Raw genomic sequence first — 19,515 nt, 5'->3', positions numbered from 1 at the left:
GCAACACACCAGCCACGGCCGTCTCAAAGCAATCTGTGCGCCAGGTGCGAGTGCATGAGCACGGACCGAGGGCCAATGAAAAAGCCACCGCGTAGGCGGTGGCTTTTGGCTTCAGATGCTAGCGGGCCAAGCCCGCGATACATCAGAAGGAGTGACGGATACCCACTTCGAAACCACGCGAGCTGTCGCCCGGCGTCACGGCGGCGCCGGTGGCGCCGGCTTCGGCGCTCACGCTGAAGGAGGCACCGGTCTTGTTGGAGATGCGGGCGTAGTTGGCGTAGAGGGCGGTGCGCTTGCTCAGGCCATACTCGTAGCCGATGGCGAACTGGTTCGCGTCGCCGGCGGTGTTGTCATAGCTCGAACGCACGTACGACGCCTTGATCAGGCCAGGACCCACGGGGGCGGTCAGACCGACCAGCAGGTGCTTGACTTCGTTGTCGACGCCACCGTTGGTCTCGAACTTGCCGATCGTGTACTGGATCATCGGCTTGATGAAGCCAAAGTCGTACGACGCGCCAAGGTTGGTACGCTTGAACGAGTTCACGTTGGTCGCGGTGGAGCCTTCCGAGGCAGTGGCCAGGGCCACGCTCAGAGGACCCGAGGCGTACACGAGGCGCAGGCCGGCGTATTCGTTCGGGGCATTGTCAGTCTGGACTTCCTTGAAGGCGTACTGGAACTGGCCTTGGAAGCCGCTCAGGTTGGGCGTGAAGTAGGAAATCGCGTTGTCTGCACGCACGTTGGTACCCGAACCGCTGCCTGCAGCGGTGAAGGTGTTGAGCGAGCTGCCGACGCCGTTCGTGCCGAACGGGTCATACACGGTGTGGTTCCAGAAGGTCGGGGTGTAGTCACGGCCAAGGCGGACTTCACCAAAACCGCCCGACAGGCTCACGGTGCTACGACGCTGGAACGTCAGGCCGCCGGAGTTGCCCGTGTCGGGATCCAGAGCACCTTCGAGCCAGAAGCTGGCGCTCATGCCGCCACCCAGATCTTCCACGCCGCGGAAGCCGATGCGGCTCGAAGCGGTGCCGTCCTGGCTCAGCGAGGACTGGCTCACGCCGCCTTGTTTCACGTTGCGGACGTTGACGTCAACGATACCGAACAGGGTCACCGACGACTGGGCCAGTGCTGCGCTGGAGGCTGCCACGGCAGCCAGAGCGATCAGGGTCTTTTTCATCGAGGAATTCTCCAAGGTTTGGGTTAAGAGGCCGGAAGTCTGTGCCCCCGAGCCGACCTCCATTGAGGAAGCTGGAGGCATTGCATCAGAAACGACTTGCAACCGCCATGTTTGTCGGCCGCAACTCGCCCCAGGGTGGTGCTGATGTTGCAGCCTTGCCACGATTCCCAGGGCTTACCCCTAGTCTTGCGGCGTGGCACCATAGGCCGACGTTTCGATCGAGAGAACGCCATGAACCCTTTCAGTGACGCCCTGGTGGGCGCGGCCGATTCGGCCCTTCGCACCCTGTTCGCCGCACCGCGGGCCAGCCAGGCCTGCCCCACCGTTCCCGAACGTCACGACGATGGTGCGCTGAGCCCCGAGGAACGGCACCTTTCTGGTGCATTGATGCGCGTGAACCACGTCGGCGAGGTGTGCGCCCAGGCCCTGTACACCGCTCAGGCCCTGGCCGCCCGCTGGCCCGGGCCGCGCGGCAAGGCGCCCAACGAGGCCCTGGCCCGCCAATTGGAGGACGCCGGTCGGGAGGAAACCGATCACCTGGCCTGGACCAAAGCGCGCCTCGACGAGTTGGGCAGCCGGCCTTCGCTGCTCAACCCGCTCTGGTATGCGGGCGCCTTCGGACTGGGCTTGATGGCGGGCCGGCTGGGCCAAGGCCCGAGCCTGGGCTTTGTGGTCGAAACCGAGCGGCAGGTGGAGGCCCACCTGGCCAGCCACCTGGACCGGCTGCCGGCCGAGGACCATGCCTCGCGGGCCGTCGTGGCGCAGATGAAGCTCGACGAGGCGCGTCATGCACGCCTCGCCCAGCAGGCCGGCGCGGTCGAACTGCCTGTGCCGGTGAAAGGGCTGATGCGGTTGGCGGCCAAGGTCATGACGACCGTGGCCCATCGGATCTGACCCGGACTCAGGCTTCGAGCAGGTCGAAGCTGGTCGTGATCTCGGCCGTCTTGGCCAGCATGATGCTGGCCGAGCAATACTTTTCGTGGCTCATGGCGATCGCCCGCTCGACCGCACTGGCGGGAATGCCTTTGCCCGTGACGGTGAAGTGCATGTGGATCTTGGTGAACACCTTGGGGTCGACCGGCGCCCGTTCGCTCGTGAGCTTGACCGAACAGCCGCGCACGTCGTGCCGGCCACGCTTCAGGATCAGGACCACGTCATAAGCGGTGCACCCTCCCGTGCCGGCCAGCACGGTCTCCATGGGGCGCGGCGCCAGATTGGCCCCGCCGTTCTCGGGCTTGTTGGCATCGGGCGCGCCATCCATGGCGAGCACATGTCCACTGCCGGTTTCAGCCACGAACCCCATTGCCGAGCGGGTGCCGCTGGCGCCGGTCCAGGTAACGGTGCATTCCATGGGAGCTTCTCCGTGACAAAGCCCGCAGTTTCTAAGGGCTTTGCTCTAAAAATGGGGGCAAGAGAGGCCGGGTTGTTGCATCGCAGCAATCCGGCGATATACTTGCGTCATTGTATTTACGGTTGTCTCCTCTACCCTCCACGGGTGGATTCAAACCCGGACCAGCTACGTTGGTCCGGGTTTTTTTTCGCCGCCGATAATGCGACGTGATGAAAGCCGCCTCCCCTCACCTGACGCCCGCCGACTACCTCAAGAAGATCCTGACAGCCCGGGTGTACGACGTGGCGGTGGAGTCGAGCCTTGAGCCCGCGCGCGCGCTGTCCAGGCGCCTGCACAACACCGTGCTGCTCAAGCGGGAAGACCAGCAGCCCGTTTTCAGCTTCAAGCTGCGTGGGGCCTACAACAAGATCGCGCACCTGAGCCCTGAGCAACTGGCCAAGGGCGTCATTTGCGCGTCGGCGGGCAATCACGCCCAGGGCGTGGCGCTCAGCGCGCGCAAGCTGGGCATTCGCGCGGTGATCGTGATGCCGGTGACCACCCCGCAGTTGAAGATCGACGCGGTGCGGGGCTTCGGGGGCGAGGTGGTGCTGCACGGCGACAGCTACACCGACGCCTACAACCACGCCGTGGGCCTGCAAAAGAAGCAGGGACTCACATTCGTCCACCCCTTCGACGATCCGGATGTGATCGCTGGCCAGGGCACGATCGCGATGGAGATCCTGCGCCAGCTGCAGAGCCTGGGCTCGAGCCAGCTCGACGCGGTGTTCGTCGCCATCGGCGGCGGCGGCCTGGTCAGTGGCGTGGCCAACTACATCAAGGCCGTGCGACCCGAGATCAAGGTCATCGGCGTGCAGATGACCGACTCGGACGCCATGATGCGTTCGGTCAATGGAAAAGAGCGTGTGACCCTGCCCGACGTCGGCCTGTTCGCCGACGGCACGGCGGTCAAGCTGGTGGGCGAGGAAACCTTCCGCATCGCGCGCGAGCTGGTCGACGAGTTCATCGCGGTCGACACCGACGCCGTCTGTGCCGCCATCAAGGATGTGTTCGTCGACACGCGCAGCATCGTCGAACCCTCGGGCGCGATGGCGGTGGCCGCGATCAAGCAGTACGTGGCCACGCACAAGACCAAAGGCCAGACCTACGCGGCCATCCTGTGCGGCGCGAACATGAACTTCGACCGCCTGCGCTTCGTGGCCGAGCGAGCCGAGGTGGGCGAGGAGCGCGAGGCGCTGTTCGCCGTGACGATGCCCGAAGAGCGCGGCAGCTTCCGCCGCTTCTGCGAGGTCATCGGCTCGCTGCCTGGCTCGGCGCGCAACGTGACCGAGTTCAACTACCGCATGCACGACAGCGCCCAGGCGCACGTGTTCGTGGGCCTCACCACGGCGGGCAAAGGCGAGTCCACCAAGATCGCCCAGCAACTCGTGCGCCATGGTTTCGAGACGCTGGACCTCACCCACGACGAACTCGCCAAGGAGCACCTGCGCCACCTCGTCGGCGGGCACTCGATGCACGCCCAGGACGAGCGCCTGATGCGATTCATCTTCCCCGAACGGCCGGGCGCCCTGCTCAAGTTCCTGAGCCTGATGCGCCCCACCTGGAACATCAGCCTGTTCCACTACCGCAACCAGGGTGCCGACTACGGCCGCATCCTGGTGGGCCTGCAGGTGCCGGCCAAGGACGACAAGGCCTTCGCCAAGTTCCTCGATACGCTCGGCTATCCCTACGTCGAGGAAACGCAGAACCCGGCCTACCGGCTGTTCCTGCGCAGCTGAGGGCACCATGGCGCGAGATCCCGCCCTCACGCCGATCAATGCGCCGCGCCCGTTCGCGCCTGTCGAGGGCCTGAAGCTGCCCGCCATCGCCAGCACGGCCGACGCCATGCTGGAGCACGCCCTGCACCGCCGCCTGCAGCCCGAGGGCCAGCCCGCCAACGCCCTGGGCCAGTTGCAGTGGCTGGCGGGTCAGCTCGCGCGCATCCAGCACAGCAGCGCCCTGCCGTTCGACCTGCTGGTGTTCGACGCGCCGCAACTGGTGGTGTTCGCCGCCGACCATGGCCTGGCCGTGGAGGGCATGAGCGACCTGCCGCAGTCCACCACCGCCGAGTTGGTTACCCAGTTGCTGACGGGCCGCGCGCCGGCGAACACCCTGGCCCGCCAGCACGGCTTCGAGGTGACGGTGGTGGACGCCGGCATGGCCACGCCGATCACCCCGCCACCGCCCCCCCGCGGCCGTGCGCCGGCCACGCTGCAGCCGCGCAAGATCGCCTATGGCACGCGCAACTGCCTGCTGGGTCCGGCCATGTCGCTCAAGCAGACGGTGGCGGCCCTGCACGCGGGCATGGACGTGGTGCGCCACCTGCCGGGCACCGTGCTGGCCCTGGGCGAAGTGGGCGTGGCCAACCCCGCCAGCGCCGCGCTGCTGCTCTCGCGCCTGTGCGGCGTGCCCATGGTGGACGCCCTGCCGCGCGACGACGGCCCCGGCTCGGCCTTTGACGACACCGTGCACTTCCAGCGCCTGGACAAGCTCACCGCCGCCGCCCAGCGGCACGCGCAGGCGGTCTCGCCCATCCACGCGCTGGCGGCCTTCGGCGGGTTCGAGATCGCGATGATGGCCGGCGCCATGCTGCAGGCGGCCAGCGAGCGGCGGGTGGTGCTCGTCGATGGCTTCGTGGCCGGCGCCGCGGCGCTGGTGGCGCGCGGCCTGAGCCCGGCCGTGGCGGACTATCTCGTCTACGCCCAGCGCTCGCCGGCCACCGCGCACCGGCTCATGCTGATCCACCTGCAGGCCATGCCCCTGCTCGATCTGGACCTGCACATCAATCAGGGGACGGGCGCGCTGCTGGCCTGGCCGCTGCTGCTGGCCACGCAGAGCCTGCTGGAAACCTGAGCGGCGAGCCGGCCTGGCGCGCCGACCTAGTGTGCCGCCAGCCAGCGGCGACTCGCCGCCAGCCGCCGCACCTGGCGCCAGCTCCGGCACTCCTTGGCCACCGCGGGCCACACGCTCTGCAACAGCTCGCACTCGGCCAGGGTGTCGGCCGCCGCCTGGTGGCGCTTGGGGCAGGTGATGCCGAAGTGCGCCATCCATTCGTCCAGCGAACGCGCGCGCACCCGCGGGTGCGTGGCGGCGCACAGGTGCTCGATGTCCACCCAGGGGTTGGCCAGCCGGTGACCGAGAAGCTGGCGCACATGGCGCCCGATCAGCGCCTCGTCGAAGGCGCTGTGAAAGGCCAGCAGCGGCGCCTCGCCGACGAAGGCCTCGAAGGCCCGCAACGCCTCGGTCGGGTCCAGGCCTTCGCGCTGGCTCTGCACGCCGATGCCGTGCAGCAGGATGTTGTCGCGGCTGGAGGCCTGCTCCTGGCGCAGCACCACCTCGAAGCTGTCGCCCAGGCACACGTCCAGGCGACCGCGCGCCCAGTCCACGCGCAGCCCGATGGCGGCGATCGCCAGCAGGCGGTCGCGCGCCACGTCCAGGCCGCTGGTCTCCACGTCCAGCACCACCCAGCGCTCGGTAGCCGCCTGTGCCGGCGCGAGCGCACGGCCGAACCAGCCCGACCACCAGTCGAACCGAACAAGCCTGCGTGCTGCACGCTGGGGGCCCAAGCGCCTTGGAAACGGCCCGGCGGCGCTCATCGGTCGTAATCCAGCTTGAGCCGCTGCTGCAGCGCGCGCAGCACGCGCAGCGTTTCCTTCAGGATGCGGCGGTCGATGTCGTTGAGCGTGTCCACAGCGATGCGGTTCGGGTTGTCGCCCACCGTGGTGCCGTCGAGCTGGGCGTGCAGCCGCAACAATTGCAGGTAGTCGAAACCGCCGATCCAGGCCTCGGCCTCGTGCGCCGGCACGCCCAGCAGCGGCCCCACGGCCTGCAGGCGCTCGCGTGTGTTGGTGGCCGGCACGCCGTGCGCCAGCGCGTACAGGCGGGCCACGTCCACGAAGATCGCCGTGCCCTGCAGCTTGATGTCGAGCGTGTCGTGGCCACCCACCGTGGCCGTGTCGATGTTGCCCAGCCAGTTCAGCGGCGCCTCGTGCTCCAGGCCGTTGAGCGCGAGCTGCTTCAGGAAGCGCGGCGTGGTGCGCGCGTGCTCCATCACCTCATCGCGCAGCGCCTGCGCCAGGCCTTCGTCGCCCGCCAACGGGCGAAAGTCGAAAAAGATGCTGGCGTTGAGCAGGTCTTTCGGCGAGCCGTGCTCGATCCAGTGAGCAAAGCGCTCGCGCCATTGCGGGAGCGTCAGGCACAGCTCGGGGTTGCCGGCCATCACGCCCCCCTTGCACAGCGGGTAGCCGCAGTCGTCCAGTGCCTGGTTCACCTCACGCGCAAAGGCCAGGTAGCGCGCCGGATCGCTGCCCTCGGGGCGGATCAGGGCGTTGTCCTGGTCGGTGGCGATGGTCTGCTCGCTGCGCCCCTCGGAGCCCAGCGCGAGCCAGCACGCACCCGCGAGCGAGAGGCCATGCCGCTCGGCCAGCAGTTCGATCAGCCGCGTGGTGAGCGCGTCGTTGAGGTGGCTGATCAGCGCCGTGAGCTGGCGGGCCTGAACGCCCTGGCCCAGCAGGGTGCGCGCGAAGCGCCGGATGTCGTGCGCCACCACGCGCAGCGTGTCCACGCTGGAGGCGTTGCGGATGCCGGAGCTCACCTGCTTGAGGCTGAGCCGCTGCAGCGCGAACAGGTCACGCTCGGACACGATGCCCACGAGGCGCCCTGCGCGCGTCACCGGCACATGGCGGATGCCGTGCGTGGACATGGCCAGCGCCGCGTCCTGCGCGGTGGCGTCATGCGGCAGGCTGTGCACGGGTTGCACCATCACGGCCGACACCGGCGCGTCCAGCGGCACCTGCGGCAGGGCCACGCGGCCCAGCACGTCGGAGCGCGTGAGGATGCCTGTCGGCGCCCCCGAGGCATCCACCACCAGCATCGAGCCGATGCGCCGCTCGTGCATCTGACCGAGCGCCTCGCGCAGCGGCGTGTGCGGCGCGCAGCTCACCGGGGCCTTGTGGCCGACCAGTTCGGCCAGCGGCGTCTCCAGCGATTGCTCGGCCAGCGCCTGCGAGGAATACGCCACTTGCAGCGCCGCGCGTGAGAGCTCCAGGAACTTCAGGATGCGCCGGTTGAGGAAATCGCCAAAGGGCGGGCTGCGCTGGGCCAGGTCGCGCATGTCCTCGGCGCTGATCACCAGCACGAAGGTGTCTTCGGTGGCGTGGTACAGCGTGGTTGGCGCACGCTGGGCCAGCACGGCGCTGATGGGGAACAGATCACCGGCCTCGTACTGGAAGGCGCCACCCGAGACCTCGGACAGCCCGCGCTTGCCGGTGACCGCGCCGCGGCGGATGAAGAACAGCTCGCGCACCGGCCCGTCCTCCGGGCGCACCACCGCCTCCCCGGGCGCGTAATAGGCCTGCCGCGAGGCCGCCACGAAGGCGCTCACGTGCGCCGGGTCCATCTCGTCGAACGGGGGGTGGCGCCGCAGCTCGTCGCTCAGGTTGACCAGCAGGCTGCCCGAAGGGCGCAGAGCGTCCGGTATCGTCGGCTCTGTTGTCGTGGCGCCGCGCTGGGCCATGGCCGAGACGCCAATGGCCTCAGGACGACTCGCCCGGTACCTCGGGCAGCGTGAGCTCGAAGCCCTGCTGGCCGCCACCCGACACCGCGAGGCGCACCGAGCGGCGCTGAACCGACTCCAGCACCACACCGCTTTCCAGCTCCGCGCCCACGCGGTAGGGCTTGGGCGGTTGGCCATCGATGGCGATCAGGGCGGCGCCGTCCACCCCGCCCGCCGCCACCACGCCCAGCAACTGGAAGCGAGAGGACAGCGGCGCAGGTGCACTGGCCGGCGCATCCACCGTGGCGACCTGCACGGCGCCCAGCACCCGCGCCACCGACGCCACATCGGGCACCGGCGGCACCACGGCCGGCGCGGCCACTGGCGTGAGTGGCGAACGCCCCAGGGTCTGCAACACCCAGTAACCCACGCTGAGCCCGGCGGCCAGCCACAGGAGCACCGCCAGCACCCCCGGAGCGCGCCGGGGTGCGCCGCCGGACGCCGCCGCGCCTTCGCCGAGGAAGACCGAGTGCCCGAAAGTGGATGGTCGACTCATGCGCGCATTATGATCGACCGACCCCTTCGCGGGGCCCTGAAGACACGGTGCCGGAGACCCCTTTGACACGCCCCCTCCTCCCCCCCTTCGCGCCCGCCCGGCGCGCGCTGCGGCGCGGCTTCACCCTCATCGAACTGATGGTGGTGCTGGTCATCATCGGCGTGCTGGCCGCGCTCATCGTGCCCAACGTGCTCGACCGCACCGACGACGCGCGCGTGACCGCCGCGCGCACCGACGTGAACAACCTGATGCAGGCGCTCAAGCTCTACCGCCTGGACAACCAGCGCTACCCCAGCACCGAGCAGGGCCTGGGCGCGCTGGTCAACAAGCCCACGGTGGGCGCCATACCACCCAACTGGCGCCGCTACCTCGACAAGCTGCCCAACGATCCCTGGGGCCGGCCTTACCAGTACCTCAACCCCGGCGTGCACGGCGAGATCGACGTCCTCTCGCTGGGCGCCGACGGCCAGGCCGGCGGCGAAGGCGCCAACGCCGACGTCGGCAGCTGGCAATAAGCCGGCCGGCCCGCCCTCGGCCCGCCACCACCATGCCGCGCGGCCACTCCAGGGGCTTCACCCTCCTTGAACTGATGGTGGTCGTGGCCATCATCGCCATGGCCACCGCGGCCGTCACCTTCGCCCTGCGCGACGACAGCGGCACCCGGCTCGAGCGCGAGGCGCTGCGCCTGTCGGCCATGCTCGAATCGGCGCGCGCGCAGTCGCTCACCAGCGGCCTTCCCGTGGTCTGGCGCGTGCGGCCCCAAGGCTTCGAATTCATCGGCCTGCCGCGCGCGCGCGCCGGCGACGGGCCCACGCCCTCCGAGGGCGCGCACCAGTGGCTGAACGCCGACACCGCCGCCCTGGTGCTGCAGCCACCCGGCGCCACCGCTCTGGTGCTGGGGCCCGAGCCCCTCATCCCCGCCCAGCGCATCGCCCTCGGCCTGGGCGACCGCCGCCTGGTGCTGGCCACCGACGGCCTGGGCCCCTTCCGCGTGGCCACGGACACCCCATGAAACGCCTCCGCGGCTTCACCCTGATCGAGGTGCTCGTCGCCCTGGGCGTGGTGGCGCTCACGCTCACCACCGGTCTGCAGGCCAGCAGCGCGCTCACGCGCACCGCCGAGCGCCAGACCGAGCAATGGCTGGCGACCCTGTGCGCCGAAAACGCGCTCACCGCCCTGCGTCTGCAGCGCCAGCTGCCGGGCACCGGTGACACCGACGCCGTGTGCGAACAGGCCGGCCGCGCCCTGCGCGTGCGCGTGTCGGTGCTGCCCACGCCCAACCCCAATTTCCGCCGGGTCGACGCCACGGTCATCCGCGGCAACGACGCCTCGGGCGTGCGGCTGCTGACCCTCTCCACCGTCCAGGGCCGGTACTGAGCATGGCAAGGGCGCGCGGCTTCACGCTGATCGAGCTGCTGGTGGCGCTGGCCATCCTGTCCACGATCGCCATCCTGGCCTGGCGCGCCATCGACGGCATGAGCCGCACGCAGTCCATCACCCAGACCCGCGCCGACGACCTGCGGCGCCTGCAGGCCGCACTGGGGCAGTGGACGGCCGACCTCGACGCCATGATCGACACACGCGAGATCGCGCCGATCGATTTCAACGGCCAGTTGCTGCGCCTCACGCGGCGAGACCCGATGGAAACCGGGCTGGACAGCCGCGGCATCCGCGTCGTGGCCTGGGCCATGCTGAACACGCCCGAGGGCCCGCGCTGGTCGCGCTGGCAGTCGGGCCCGCTGCGACAGCGCGACGAACTGGCCCGCGCCTGGCAGCGCGCGGCCGAATGGTCCAGCGGCCGCATGACCCCGCCCGGCGATGGCGGCAACCCCGCCAACGCGCTCACCGCCCCCACGGCCGACAGCGCCATCGCCCTGGTGCCGGCGCTGGGCTGGCAGCTCTACTACCACCGCGGCGAGGCCTGGACCAACCCGCAATCCGCGGCCGACAACCAGCCACCGTCCGGCGGCGACGCCTACGCGCCCAATCTGAACCTGCCCAACGGCGTGCGCGTGCTGCTGGAGCTGCCGGCGTCCGGCGCGGCCCTGCAGGGCGTGCTGCAGCGCGACTGGGTGCGCCCCACACTGGAAGCCGCCCCGTGAACGCCAACAAGCGCCAGCGCGGCGCCGCCCTGCTGCTGGCGATGCTCACCGTCACCCTGGTGGCCGCGCTGGCCGCCAGCGCGCTGTGGCAGCAATGGCGGGCACTGGAGATCGAGCGCGCCGAGCGCCAGCGCGCCCAGGCCGCCTGGATCCTGGCCGGCGCGCTCGACTGGGCCCGGCTCATCCTGCGCGAGGACGCGCGCGGCAACCAGACCAATGGCAACCCCGACCACCTGGGCGAGCCCTGGGCGCTGCCCCTGGAGGAGGCACGCCTGTCCAGCTTTCTCGCGGCCGACCGCGACAACAACGCCGACAGCGCGCTCGAGGCCTTCCTCTCCGGCGAGATGAGCGACCTGCAGTCGCGCCTGAACTTCAACAACGCGGTGCGCCAGACCACGGGACAGGGGACGGGCCCGGGGCAGGGCCCGGGCACGCGCCAGGTGGAGATCTCCGAACCCGACCTGGACATCCTGCGCCGCCTCTACGAACTGCTGGGCCTGCCGGTCAGCGAACTCGACGCCGCCGTGAACGAGCTGCTGGCCAGCACCCGGCTCGCGCTCAGCGACCCCCTGCCCTCGCGCACCGCGCTGCTGCCGGCCAAGCTGTCGCACCTGGCCTGGCTGGGCCTGTCGCCCGAGAGCCTGGCGCGGCTGGAGCCCCACCTCACCGTGCTGCCGCAGCGCACCACGCTCAACCTCAACACCGCCAGCCCCGAGGCCATCGCCGCCTCGCTGCCGGGGCTGGACCTCGCCCAGGCGCGCCAACTCGTCACCGCGCGCGAGCGCAAGCCGTTTCGCGCCATCGCCGAAGCCCAGCGCCTGCTGCCCGAAGGCCCCGTCACCCTGAGCGACCAGTACCACGGTGTGCGCAGCGCCTACTTCGAGGTGCGCGGCCGCCTGCGGCTGGACGACACCATCATCGAAGAGCGCTCGCTGGTGGTGCGCCAGGCCCTGGACGTGCGCATCGTCTGGCGCGAGCGCTTCACGCGCCGCTGAGGCCTCTGCAAGCGCCGCCAGGCACGGCCGCCGCCCCCATTGAAGCCACAGCACAACGCCCTGGAGTACTTGAAGCGTGGTTTTGCCATGCACCCTCTCTAGAATGGCCGGTCCCATCTGCTGAAATCCCCGTCCGTGCTCATCGTCACGCCCATCGACCACCAGGCCACGCCCTCGGCCGCAGCCACGCTCATGCGCTGGGTGCGCAGCACAGACGGCCAGTACCCGGCCGAGGACGGCGAATCCGCCATTTCGCTGCTGCCGCGCGACGAAGAGCTGGTGCTGGCCCTGCCGCCGCGCGCCCTCTCCTGGCACCGCCTCAGCCTGCCGCGCGTGAGCGGCCCGCGCCTGCGCGCGGCGCTCGACGGCATGCTCGAAGACCAGGTGCTCAGCGACGTGGGCACCCTGCACCACGCACTGGAACCGGGCGGGCGCCCCGGCCAGACCGTGTGGGTCGCCAGCACCGACAAGGACCGCCTGCGCGACTGGCTGCGCGCGCTCGAATCCGCCGGCCGCCCGGTCGCGCGCATCGCCCCGCTCATGTGGCCCCTGGTGGCGGCCCGGGTGCCCGGCGCCGCGGGGGCCACGCGCAGCTTCGCCATGGACTCGCCGGGCCAGTTGCACTGGGCCCACATCGACGGCGACCAGGTCTGGCTGGCCAGCGCCAGCCTGCTGGGCGTGAGCTGCGTACCCCTGCGCGAAGACCAGGCCCTGCCGCTGGACGCCCTGCTGCCCGGCACCAACGCCAACGAGCTGCGCGCCACCGACGCCCTGGACGTCTGGCTGGCCGACCCGCTGGTGAGCGAACTCGCCGAGCGCGTCATGCAGCGCCCCTTCGACCCCGTGCCGCCGGCCCAGTGGCTGCTGCGCGCCGGCCAGACCGACTGGAACCTTGCCCAGTTCGACCTCAGCCTGTCCTCGGGCGCGCGGCGCGGCCAACGCTGGCGGCGCGCCTGGCGCCAGTTCCGCAGCGGGCCGCAGTGGCGCGCGGCGCGCTGGGGCCTGGTGGCCCTGCTCGTGGCGCAACTCATCGGCCTGAACCTGGTGGCCTGGCAGGAACGCCAGAGCCTGCAGGCCAAGCAGGACGCGGTGCGCACCACACTCACCACCACCTTCCCCCAGGTGCAGCTGGTGCTCGACGCGCCCGCGCAGATGCAGCGCGAGGTGGCGCAGCTGCAGCAGGCCAGCGGCCAGCTCGCCGCCGGCGACCTGGAAACCCTGCTGGCCGCGGTGGACCGCGCGTCCGGCAGCGAGCCGCTCTCCCCCACCCGCATCGCCTACGAGAACGGCGCGCTGCGCCTGTCCGGCTGGCGCGCCGGTGAAGAACAGGTGCGCGCCCTGCAGCAAGCCCTTCAGGGCGGCGGTTGGCGCGCGCAATTCGACGGCAACGAACTGGTGCTGCAGGCACCGCAACCCTGACCATGGCCGCCGACCGCGCCCCCTCCTCATTGCAGCGCGCCCGCGCCGGCATGGCCGCCTGGTACGGCGCCCTGGCCGAGCGCGAACGCCGCCTGGTGCTGATCGCCGCGCTGATCGTGGGCCTGGCCCTGCTGTGGTGGCTCGCCATCGCCCCGGCCTGGCAGACCTTGCGCGGCGCCCCCGCCCGCCACGCCGCGCTGGACGCGCAACTGGCGCGCATGCAGCAACTCGCGCAGACCACCGAGGGCCTGCGCGCCGGCTCGACCGGCCAACCACCGGGACGCGACGAGGCCTTGCGTGCGCTGGAAGCCGCCACGGGCGCACTCGGCGGCACCGGTCAGATCGCCGTGCTGGCCGACCGCGCCACCCTCACGCTGCGCCAGACCGAAGCCGTGGCCCTGGCCGGCTGGCTGCAGCAGGTGCGCGTGAACGCGCGGCTGCTGCCGCTCGAATCGCAACTCAACCGCGACGGCCCGGGCACCACCTGGAGCGGCACGCTGGTCTTGAGCGGGCCACCGCTCGCGGGCAACTGAGCATGTCCATCACCACCGTGCGCCGCCTGGCCTTCGTCGCTGCCGTGCTGGGCCTGCTGCTGGCCCTCATCCTGTTCGCGCCGGCCCGCTGGCTAGCCGCCGCGCTCGGCCAGGCCAGCGGCGGGCAGGTGCAACTCGTCAACGCGCGCGGCAGCGTCTGGACCGGCCAGGCCGACCTGCTGCTCACCGGCGGCGAGGGCAGCCGCACCCGCAGCGCCCTGCCCCAGGGCCTGCGCTGGCGCCTGCGCCCGGCCTGGCACGACGGCGGCCCCGCCCTGGCCCTGGCCTTGCAGGCCCCGTGCTGCACCCCGCAGCCGCTGAACCTGCACCTGCGCCCCGGCCTGAGCGAAACCGCCCTCGACATCGCCAGCTTCGACAGCCGCTGGCCGGCCGAACTGCTCGCCGGGCTCGGCACGCCCTGGAACACCTTGCGCCTGCAGGGCACGCTCGCCTTGCGCAGCGACGGCTTACGCGTGGCGCTGTCCAGCGGTCGCGCGCGCCTGCAGGGCGGGCTGGACATCGACGCGCTCGACGTCGCCTCGCGCATGTCCAGCATCCGCCCCCTGGGCAGCTACCGCGCCTCGCTGCGCGCCGAGGCCGATGGCGACACCGCCCGCCTGGACGTGCAGACCCTCAGCGGGGCCCTGCTGCTGCAGGGCAACGGGCAATGGATCGGCGGGCGCCTGCGCTTCGCCGGCGACGCCCGGGCCGCGCCGGGCAATGAAGAGGCCCTCGCCAACCTGCTCAACATCGTGGGTCGCCGCCAAGGCGACCGTTCGGTCATCACCATCGGGTGAGGCTTCGACGTAGGATCGCCATCATGTTTGCCTTCTCCCCCCTGGCCGGCCGCCGCAGCGCACTCGCGCTGGCCTGCGCGCTGGCGCTGAGCCTGACCGGCGCGCCCACGGCCACCGCGCAGAACCGGCCGTCCGAGCCCGTCACGCTCAACTTCGTGGGCGCCGAGATCGAGGCCGTGGCGCGCACCATGGCCACCATCACCGGGCGCAGCGTCGTGGTCGACCCGCGCGTGCGCGGCACCATCAACCTCTCCACCGACCGCCCCGTGGCGCCGGCCGCCGCGCTGAATCAGTTCGCCGCCGCGCTGCGGCTGCAGGGCTTCGCGCTGGTGGACACCGGCGGCCTCTACAAGATCGTGCCCGAGGCCGACGCCAAGCTGCAGGGCAACGTGGTGAGCGCGGGCGCCGTGTCGGCGCTGCCCGCGTCCAACACCGTGGTCACCCAGATCTTCCGCCTCAACCACGAGAACGCGAACAACCTGGTGCCGGTGCTGCGTCCGCTGATCCCGCCCAACAACACCATCAACGTCAACCCGGGCAACAACTCGCTGGTCATCACCGACTACGCCGAAAACCTGCAGCGCATCGGCCGCATCGTCGCCGCGCTCGACGTGCCCGGCGCCAGCGACATCGAGATCATTCCCCTGCAGCACGCCGTGGCGGCCGACATCGTGCCGCTGATCCAGCGCCTGATCGACCCCAGCGCCACGGGCGGCGCGGCCGGCGGTGCCGGCGCGGGCGACGCCTCCTTCCGCACCACCATCGTGGCCGAGCCGCGCAGCAACGCCCTGGTGCTGCGCGCGGCCAACCCGGCGCGCCTGGCCCTGGTGAAGTCGCTGGTGGTGCGGCTCGACCAGCCCTCGGCCGCCGTGGCCAGCGGCAACATCCACGTGGTCTACCTGAAGAACGCGGACGCCGCCTCGCTGGCCACCACGCTGCGCGCGGCTATCGCCGCGGGTGAGTCGGGTGGCACGGGCTCGCTGGGCGGTGGCGGGGGGGGCACGGCCAACGGTGGCTCCCTCTCGCGCGCCAGCACCTCGGCCATCAACCTCACCGGCAACAGCACAGGTGGCGGCATGGGCAGCGCCGCCAGCACCCCGGTGGCGGCCAGCGCCCAGCCCTCCACGGGCGGCATGATCCAGGCCGACCCGGCGACCAACTCGCTCATCATCACCGCGCCCGAACCGCTCTACCGCCAATTGCGCGCCGTCATCGACCAGCTCGACTCGCGCCGCGCCCAGGTCTACGTGGAAAGCCTCATCGCCGAGGTCAACGACGACAAGGCCGCCGAGTTCGGCATCCAGTGGCAAGGCGCTTCCGGCAGCTCGGGCGACCGCGTCATCGGCCTGCTCGGCACCAACTTCGGCGAAGGCGGGCGCAACATCTTCAGCCTGGCCCAGGGTGAGACAGCGCCGGCCGCCGGCCTCAACATCGGCCTCGCGCGCCGCACCAACGGCGTCTACGTGCTGGGCTTCCTTGCGCGCTTCCTGCAGGAAAACGGGGCCGGCAACATCCTGTCCACCCCCAACCTGCTCACCCTGGACAACGAAGAGGCCAAGATCGTCATCGGCCAGAACGTGCCCTTCGTGACCGGCCAGTTCACCAACACCGGCGGCGGCAACAACGGCTCGGTCAACCCGTTCCAGACCATCGAGCGCAAGGACGTGGGCATCACCCTGCGCGTGAAGCCGCAGATCAGCGAGAACGGCACCATCAAGCTGACCATCTACCAGGAGGTGAGCAGCGTGGCGCCGGCCTCGGTCAATTCCAGCACCGGCCTCATCACCAACCTGCGCAGCATCGAAAGCACCGTGCTCGTCAACGACGGCGCCATCGTGGTGCTCGGCGGCCTGCTGCAGGACGAGTACGCCCAGAACCAGGACAAGGTGCCCGGCCTGGGCGACGTGCCCGTGCTCGGCGGCCTGTTCCGCAGCGAGACGCGCAGCCGCCGCAAGACCAACCTGATGGTCTTCCTGCGCCCTGTGGTGCTGCGCGACGAGCGCGACACCGCCAACCTCGCGCTCGACCGCTACGAGCAGATGCGCGCGATCCAGCGCGAACTGCAGCCCACGCCCAGCAGCGTATTGAAGATCAACGAGACCCCGGTGCTGGGCCCCCAGGCCCTGCCCTACGTGCGCCAGGCGCCGCGCCCCACGCCGCTCGGCGCGCCCGAGGGTTCGCCGAACACCGTGCCTGCCGCCACACCACCGGCCACGCCGCCGGCCACACCACCGGCCACGCCGCCGGCCGCCGCGCCGGCACCGGCGCCCGCGCCCGCGCCCACCCAGTGAGGCCGCGCCCATGAAGTACCCGCTGCCCTACGCCTTCGCGCGCGAGCACCACTGGCTGCTCGAGGAAGACGCGGGCCGGCTCACCCTGGTGGGCAGCCGCACACCCGCGCCCGACGCCCAGGCCCAGGCCAAACGCCTGTCCGCGCTGTCTGAAATCCTTCGCACGCACCCGCTGCTCGATCTGCAATGGGAAGACGGCGAGTTGCTGCGCCAGCGCATCAGCTCGGCCTACTCGCAGGGCGAGGGCAGCGCCGCCGCCGTGGTGAGCGAGGTGCAGAGCGACGCGGACCTGAGCCGCATGATGCAGGAGCTGCCGGCGATCGAGGACCTGCTGGAGACGGCCGACGACGCGCCCATCATCCGCATGCTCAACGCCCTGCTCACGCAGGCCGCGCGCGACGGCGCCAGCGACATCCACATCGAGCCCTTCGAGCGCCACTCCAGCGTGCGCTTCCGCGTGGACGGCACGCTGCGCGAGGTGGTGCAGCCCAACCGCGCCCTGCACGCGGCGCTGATCTCGCGCCTGAAGATCATGGCGGAGCTCGACATCTCCGAAAAGCGCCTGCCGCAGGATGGCCGCATCAGCCTGCGCATCGGCACGCGCGCGGTGGACGTGCGCGTCTCCACCCTGCCCAGCGCGCACGGCGAGCGCGCCGTGCTCCGCTTGCTGGACAAGAGCGAGAGCAAGCTCGACCTGGAGTCCGTGGGCATGCAGGGCGACGTGCTGGCGCGCTTCCTGCGCCTCATCACGCAGCCGCACGGGATCATCCTCGTCACCGGCCCCACCGGCTCGGGCAAGACGACCACGCTCTACGCCGGCCTGCAGCGCCTGGACGCCGGGCGCCAGAACATCATGACGGTCGAGGACCCGATCGAGTACGAGCTGCCCGGCATCGGCCAGACGCAGGTCAACCCCAAGATCGAGCTCACCTTCGCCAAGGCCCTGCGCGCCATCCTGCGGCAGGACCCGGACGTCATCATGATCGGCGAGATCCGCGACCTCGAGACCGCGCAGATCGCCATCCAGGCCTCGCTCACCGGCCACCTGGTGCTGTCCACGCTGCACACCAACGACGCGCCCAGCGCCGTCACCCGCCTCATCGACATGGGCGTGGAGCCCTTCCTGCTCAGCAGCTCGCTGCTGGGCGTGCTGGCGCAGCGCCTGGTGCGCAAGCTCTGCGTGCACTGCCGTCGCCAGGACGCGCAGGGCCGCTGGCACCCCGTGGGCTGCGAGCACTGCAGCCACAGCGGCTACAAGGGCCGCACCGGCATCTACGAACTCATGGTGGCCGACGACCAGATCCGCGCGCTGGTGCACCAGCGCGCCGCCGAAAGCCGCCTGTTCGCCGCCGCCGAGAAGGCCGGCATGCGCACCATGCGCGAGGACGGCCAGCGCCTGATCGAAACGGGCGTGACTTCGGTCGAAGAAGTGATGTCGGTTACCCGCGAATAGCGGTTCGCGCATGCCCGCCTACACCTTCGAAGCCGTCGACGCCAACGGCGACACGCACAAGGGCGTGATCGACGCCGACACCGCGCGCGCCGCGCGCGGCATGCTGCGCGCCCGCTCGCTGGTGCCGCTGGCAGTGGAGCCCGCGGCGCAGGCCGCGCAAAGTGGTGGCGGCGGCAAAGGCCTCAACGTCACGCTCTGGGGCGGGCGCGTGTTCAGCAACACCGCCCTGGGCGTGTGGACCCGCCAGCTCGCCGGTCTGGTGGCCGCCGGCATGCCGCTGGAGCGCGCCCTCAGCGCCCTGGCCGACGAGGCCGAGAACGACAAGCTGCGCAACCTCGTCGCCACCTTGCGCAGCGAGGTCAATGCCGGCTCGGCCTTCGCCCGCGCGCTGTCGCAGTTCCCGCGCGAGTTCTCCACCAGCTACAGCGCCGTGGTGGCCGCCGGGGAGCAAAGCGGCCAGCTCGGCACCGTGCTCGAGCGCCTGGCCGACGACCTGGAAGGGCGCGAGGCCCTGCGCAACAAACTCATCGCCGCGGCCCTGTACCCGGCCATCGTCACGCTCGTGGCCATCGTCATCGTGGTGTTCCTGGTGAGCTACGTGGTGCCGCAGGTGGCGGGCGTGTTCGAGGGCAGCGAACGCGCCTTGCCCACGCTCACGGTGATCATGATGGGCATCAGCGCCTTCGTGCGCGAATGGGGCTGGTATGTGCTGGCCGTGCTCGTGCTGGCCATCATCGGCCTGGTGTTCGCGCGCCGGCAGGAAGCCATGCGCCTGCGCATGGACGCCGCCGTGCTGCGCCTGCCCGTGCTGGGCCGTCTGGCGCGCGGCTTCAACGCCACGCGCTTCGCCGGCACGCTGGCCATGCTCGCGGGCTCGGGCGTGCCCATCCTGCGCGCGCTGCAGACGGCCGCCGAAACCCTGAACAACCGCGCCCTGCGCGAAGACGCGCTCGACGCCCTGGTGCGCGTGCGCGAGGGCGCGCCGCTGGCCTCGGCCCTGGCGGCCAAGAAGCGCTTTCCGCCGCTGCTGAGCATGTTCGCCCGCCTGGGCGAGCAGACCGGCCAGTTGCCGCAGATGCTGCAGCGCGCGGCCGACCAACTGGGCGCCGAGGTGCAGCGCCGCGCCATGTCCCTGGCCACGGTGCTGGAGCCCCTGCTCATCGTCGGCATGGGCCTGATCGTCATGCTCATCGTGCTGGCGGTGCTGCTCCCGATCATTCAGCTCAATCAATTGGTGACCTGAACCTATGGGCCCCCACGCTCATCACTTCGTGTATTCGCTGCCCCCCGAGGGGGTGCAGACCGCCCTTGGGG

At 70.8% G+C, this 19,515-nt stretch carries 19 protein-coding genes; 14 read left to right on the top strand and 5 right to left on the bottom strand.

The genetic code is table 11. From position 1 onward, the window contains the following. Positions 1 to 142: 142 nt before the first annotated feature. Positions 143 to 1,174 carry a porin gene (locus GTO19_RS06610; RefSeq protein ID WP_291019430.1) on the bottom strand — a complete coding sequence of 344 codons (1,032 nt, stop codon included), beginning with the start codon at positions 1,172 to 1,174 and terminating at the stop codon, positions 143 to 145. 231 nt (positions 1,175 to 1,405) lie between these two features. On the opposite strand from GTO19_RS06610, the gene coq7 reads away from it, so the two are divergent. Then, the gene (gene coq7 / locus GTO19_RS06605; RefSeq protein WP_291019429.1) at positions 1,406 to 2,068 is read left to right on the top strand and encodes a 2-polyprenyl-3-methyl-6-methoxy-1,4-benzoquinone monooxygenase; all 663 of its coding nucleotides are present in this window, start codon (positions 1,406 to 1,408) and stop codon (positions 2,066 to 2,068) included. 7 nt (positions 2,069 to 2,075) lie between these two features. Here coq7 and GTO19_RS06600 read toward each other — a convergent pair whose 3' ends face one another. Next, a complete protein-coding gene (locus tag GTO19_RS06600; protein WP_291019428.1) occupies positions 2,076 to 2,525 on the bottom strand; it encodes an OsmC family protein in 450 nt (149 codons plus the stop codon). Between the two features lie 209 nt (positions 2,526 to 2,734). On the opposite strand from GTO19_RS06600, the gene ilvA reads away from it, so the two are divergent. Together ilvA and GTO19_RS06590 are read left to right on the top strand one after the other, a co-directional pair. Continuing rightward, on the top strand, positions 2,735 to 4,300 hold the full coding sequence (ilvA, locus tag GTO19_RS06595) for a threonine ammonia-lyase, biosynthetic (RefSeq protein ID WP_291019426.1): 1,566 nt from the start codon (positions 2,735 to 2,737) through the stop codon (positions 4,298 to 4,300). A gap of 7 nt (positions 4,301 to 4,307) precedes the next feature. Beyond that, the gene (locus GTO19_RS06590) at positions 4,308 to 5,414 is read left to right on the top strand and encodes a nicotinate-nucleotide--dimethylbenzimidazole phosphoribosyltransferase (protein WP_291019424.1); all 1,107 of its coding nucleotides are present in this window, start codon (positions 4,308 to 4,310) and stop codon (positions 5,412 to 5,414) included. Between the two features lie 26 nt (positions 5,415 to 5,440). On the opposite strand, the gene GTO19_RS06585 is transcribed toward GTO19_RS06590, so the two are convergent. From GTO19_RS06585 to GTO19_RS06575, 3 genes are all read right to left on the bottom strand, one after another. Next, on the bottom strand, positions 5,441 to 6,025 hold the full coding sequence (locus GTO19_RS06585; RefSeq protein WP_291019421.1) for a 3'-5' exonuclease: 585 nt from the start codon (positions 6,023 to 6,025) through the stop codon (positions 5,441 to 5,443). 128 nt (positions 6,026 to 6,153) lie between these two features. Then, positions 6,154 to 8,076, bottom strand: a complete 1,923-nt coding sequence (locus tag GTO19_RS06580) for a DUF294 nucleotidyltransferase-like domain-containing protein (protein WP_291019418.1) — start codon at positions 8,074 to 8,076, stop codon at positions 6,154 to 6,156. A gap of 19 nt (positions 8,077 to 8,095) precedes the next feature. Next, complete coding sequence (locus tag GTO19_RS06575) at positions 8,096 to 8,611, bottom strand: type II secretion system protein N (protein WP_291019415.1); 516 nt, start codon at positions 8,609 to 8,611, stop codon at positions 8,096 to 8,098. A gap of 62 nt (positions 8,612 to 8,673) precedes the next feature. On the opposite strand from GTO19_RS06575, the gene gspG reads away from it, so the two are divergent. The 11 genes from gspG (at position 8,674) to gspF (ending at position 19,444) form a co-directional block, all read left to right on the top strand. Beyond that, entirely contained in the window at positions 8,674 to 9,126 is a 453-nt protein-coding gene (gene gspG, locus GTO19_RS06570; protein ID WP_291019412.1) for a type II secretion system major pseudopilin GspG, read from the top strand. 32 nt (positions 9,127 to 9,158) lie between these two features. Further along, positions 9,159 to 9,623, top strand: a complete 465-nt coding sequence (locus tag GTO19_RS06565) for a prepilin-type N-terminal cleavage/methylation domain-containing protein (RefSeq protein WP_291019409.1) — start codon at positions 9,159 to 9,161, stop codon at positions 9,621 to 9,623. Beyond that, positions 9,620 to 9,988, top strand: a complete 369-nt coding sequence (gspI, locus tag GTO19_RS06560; RefSeq protein ID WP_291019406.1) for a type II secretion system minor pseudopilin GspI — start codon at positions 9,620 to 9,622, stop codon at positions 9,986 to 9,988. Before GTO19_RS06565 ends, gspI begins: the two co-directional genes overlap by 4 nt. Before the next feature lie 2 nt (positions 9,989 to 9,990). Continuing rightward, positions 9,991 to 10,713: a type II secretion system protein J gene (locus GTO19_RS06555; protein WP_291019403.1), complete on the top strand. Its 723-nt coding sequence runs from the start codon at positions 9,991 to 9,993 to the stop codon at positions 10,711 to 10,713. Then, positions 10,710 to 11,708: a type II secretion system minor pseudopilin GspK gene (gene gspK / locus GTO19_RS06550; RefSeq protein WP_291019401.1), complete on the top strand. Its 999-nt coding sequence runs from the start codon at positions 10,710 to 10,712 to the stop codon at positions 11,706 to 11,708. Before GTO19_RS06555 ends, gspK begins: the two co-directional genes overlap by 4 nt. Before the next feature lie 135 nt (positions 11,709 to 11,843). Continuing rightward, on the top strand, positions 11,844 to 13,127 hold the full coding sequence (gene gspL / locus GTO19_RS06545) for a type II secretion system protein GspL (RefSeq protein WP_291019399.1): 1,284 nt from the start codon (positions 11,844 to 11,846) through the stop codon (positions 13,125 to 13,127). A 2-nt stretch (positions 13,128 to 13,129) separates the two neighbouring features. Beyond that, positions 13,130 to 13,660: a type II secretion system protein GspM gene (gspM, locus tag GTO19_RS06540; protein WP_291019397.1), complete on the top strand. Its 531-nt coding sequence runs from the start codon at positions 13,130 to 13,132 to the stop codon at positions 13,658 to 13,660. A gap of 2 nt (positions 13,661 to 13,662) precedes the next feature. Continuing rightward, positions 13,663 to 14,457 carry a type II secretion system protein N gene (gspN, locus tag GTO19_RS06535; RefSeq protein WP_291019395.1) on the top strand — a complete coding sequence of 265 codons (795 nt, stop codon included), beginning with the start codon at positions 13,663 to 13,665 and terminating at the stop codon, positions 14,455 to 14,457. 23 nt (positions 14,458 to 14,480) lie between these two features. Further along, positions 14,481 to 16,748 carry a type II secretion system secretin GspD gene (gspD, locus tag GTO19_RS06530; protein ID WP_291019392.1) on the top strand — a complete coding sequence of 756 codons (2,268 nt, stop codon included), beginning with the start codon at positions 14,481 to 14,483 and terminating at the stop codon, positions 16,746 to 16,748. Positions 16,749 to 16,758: 10 nt separating this feature from the next. Next, positions 16,759 to 18,201: a type II secretion system ATPase GspE gene (gene gspE, locus GTO19_RS06525; protein ID WP_291019389.1), complete on the top strand. Its 1,443-nt coding sequence runs from the start codon at positions 16,759 to 16,761 to the stop codon at positions 18,199 to 18,201. Between the two features lie 10 nt (positions 18,202 to 18,211). Next, the gene (gspF, locus tag GTO19_RS06520; protein ID WP_291019386.1) at positions 18,212 to 19,444 is read left to right on the top strand and encodes a type II secretion system inner membrane protein GspF; all 1,233 of its coding nucleotides are present in this window, start codon (positions 18,212 to 18,214) and stop codon (positions 19,442 to 19,444) included. Positions 19,445 to 19,515 lie beyond the last annotated feature (71 nt).

Source organism: Hydrogenophaga sp., from assembly GCF_011772445.1.
GTDB lineage: Bacteria > Pseudomonadota > Gammaproteobacteria > Burkholderiales > Burkholderiaceae_C > Hydrogenophaga.
The sequence above is the reverse complement of the archived record's forward strand: the minus strand, read 5'-3'. Positions and strand labels throughout refer to the sequence as shown.